This window comes from Streptosporangium sp. NPDC051023 (genome assembly GCF_040689595.1).
Lineage (GTDB): Bacteria > Actinomycetota > Actinomycetes > Streptosporangiales > Streptosporangiaceae > Streptosporangium.
Genome location: NZ_JBFBCE010000215.1, coordinates 1 through 2,158, shown reverse-complemented (window position 1 = coordinate 2,158; position 2,158 = coordinate 1). Strand labels below are relative to the sequence as shown.

Genomic DNA, 2,158 nt, shown 5'->3' with positions numbered 1-2,158 from the left:
TCCCCGCCCCCGCCTTCCCGAGGACCTTGCCCACCCCCTCCATGAAACCGTCCGCCGGATTGACGGGCGTCGAGGGAGTCTTGGTCGTGGTGATCTCACCGGTCTGCTCGTCCACCGCGACCACGTCGGTGAACGTGCCCCCGGTGTCGACCCCGATTCGGACAGTGCGCATGCCTGCGGGTCTACCCAGTTCGGCCGGGTCCCCAAATCAGCGGACCCTGCCGAAGCCGTACCGGCCCGTTGGGCACTGTTGGCCGCCTCAGCCGTGCCCGGGATATCCGATCTCGGCGAGGTCTCCGCTGAGCCCGGCGAGGGTGACCTCCGGGGTCAGGACGACACGATGCTCTGGGTGAGGGGCCGCAGGGCGTAGACATGACAGACGGCCTCGATGTCCACCGCCACCTCGCAGTACGGCTCGGCGAATCTCTGGTAGGGGCCAGACAACCCTTCTGGCCGGGCACCTTCCATCCCCGCTCGGCCTCGCACAAGAGACGACCGTGACCGAACACGACCTCAAGGTGATCGCTCCGTTGGGCGCCACCTACTCGGCCTGGCGCTTCCAGGTGGCCGATGCCCCGGGCCTGCCTCGATGGTGGGGCACAGTTACCGGCCGGTGCACCCTGTTCAGCACGCAAAGGAAATGACCGAGGTGTGGCCGGAGTAAGCCCGACAAGGCAGAGGCATCGGCGCCGTCCTCGACCACGTGAGCCAGCGCCGAATGCCAGAGCTGGTGCAGCGTCCACGGCCCGCTGGGCAGGTAACCTCGGGGGCGACCATCATGTAGGCGTCCTGCGTCTCCTTCCACAGGTCACGAGGACAGGCCACAACCGTGGTGGCTCCGCTTGATGACGCCGTTGCTGGTACGCAGAGCGGCCGAGAGTTCGGCCCACAGGCCAGGAGGGAAAGCACCTGAGGCGAGGGCGCAGGAGCGTACAAGCCTGTTGAGGTCCTGGGTCTGCCGGAAGGTCATCAACGCGGTGCACCCTGGGTGAGATAGGACTTCGCGCGCGGCGTACCCGTCACGGGCCTGCGTCGTGCGCCGGATCAGCTCATCGACCACCGGACGAGCGGCGGGGTGTTCGGTGGTGCCAAGCGCGTCGAGGACGGTGAGGCTAAGGCGGGTGTCGAACACGGCCAGGCCAGGCACCGTCTCACGACCGCAGTGTGCCCTCATCACGCAGGCCCTGGAGGCGGTGAACGGCTTCAGCAACCCCGAGGACCCGTGCTGGGCTTTTGGCGACCTGGCCGGCTCCCAGTGCAATCTCACCCTGGCGCGCCTGCACGCCGGTGACCTGGGCGGTGCCGCGGAAGCCATCCGCCCGGTCCTGGACCTGTCGGCCGCTCTGCGAAACAACGGCATCGTCGTCTCCGCCGACCGCGTCCGCCAGGCTCTCACCAGCACCCCGGCACGAGACACCATCCTCGCCCGCGACCTGCGAGAAGAGATCGCCCTGTTCGAGCCCTTGCGGCGGCCAGCCCTCCCGCGCTGAGGATCACGCCGGTAAAGTCCGCCGCATGTACCCGGTCAGCCGTCGCAGCCCGCGCCTCGAACTTCGCGAACTCATCATCGACGACGTGCAGGCGGTGCACGCGATCTACGGGAGTCCCGAGGCGACGGAACACCTGTCGTTCGAGCCACGTAGCCGCGCCGAGGTCGGCATGATCGTGACCCGCTCCATCTCCTCTGCCGCCGCGACGCCGCGCAACGAGTACGCACTCGCCGTCGTTGAGCGTGACAGCGGCGGCCTGATCGGGTTCGGTCGTATCGCCGCCGATCCTCACCAGCAGAACGCAGCCACCTTCGGATTCGCGCTTCGCCCTGACGCCTGGGGCGTCGGATACGGGCTGGAGACCGTGCGTCTCCTGCTCGGCCTCGCATTTGAAGAACTGGGCCTCCACCGTATCTGGGGTGCCCGATCCCCGCTCAACGAGGCGTCGGCGAAGACGATGGCGGCCGCAGGCATGGTGGAGGAAGGCATCATCCGCGAGCACATCCAGAAGGCAGGGCGCTGGCGTGACTCCGTTGTCCACGCGATCCTCGACCGGGAATGGACTCCCTGACAATCGCGGTGATCTCCCGCTCCCTGAACCACCCCGCCGCCGCGACCGCCCCCGCCTCGTCGAACGGCCGCACCTCCGCACCGGTGTGGTCAAGGCG

General features: G+C 68.2%; 3 protein-coding genes. 2 read left to right on the top strand and 1 reads right to left on the bottom strand.

All coding sequences use genetic code 11. From position 1 onward, the window contains the following. Window positions 1-172, bottom strand: a 172-nt coding sequence (locus AB0395_RS48160) for a hydantoinase/oxoprolinase N-terminal domain-containing protein (protein WP_366295080.1), incomplete at its 3' end; no start/stop codon positions are given. 949 nt (window positions 173-1,121) lie between these two features. On the opposite strand from AB0395_RS48160, the gene AB0395_RS48155 reads away from it, so the two are divergent. Both AB0395_RS48155 and AB0395_RS48150 read left to right on the top strand, forming a co-directional pair. After that, window positions 1,122-1,490 (top strand): hypothetical protein, encoded by a 369-nt coding sequence (locus tag AB0395_RS48155; protein ID WP_366295077.1) that lies wholly within the window; start codon window positions 1,122-1,124, stop codon window positions 1,488-1,490. Window positions 1,491-1,515: 25 nt separating this feature from the next. After that, complete coding sequence (locus AB0395_RS48150) at window positions 1,516-2,061, top strand: GNAT family protein (protein WP_366295075.1); 546 nt, start codon at window positions 1,516-1,518, stop codon at window positions 2,059-2,061. Window positions 2,062-2,158: the final 97 nt, after the last annotated feature.

Excerpts from the sequence above, each read along its gene's own strand:
- AB0395_RS48150 (WP_366295075.1), top strand. The coding sequence starts at position 1,516 with ATGTACCCGGTCAGCCGTCGCAGCCCGCGCCTCGAACTTCGCGAACTC.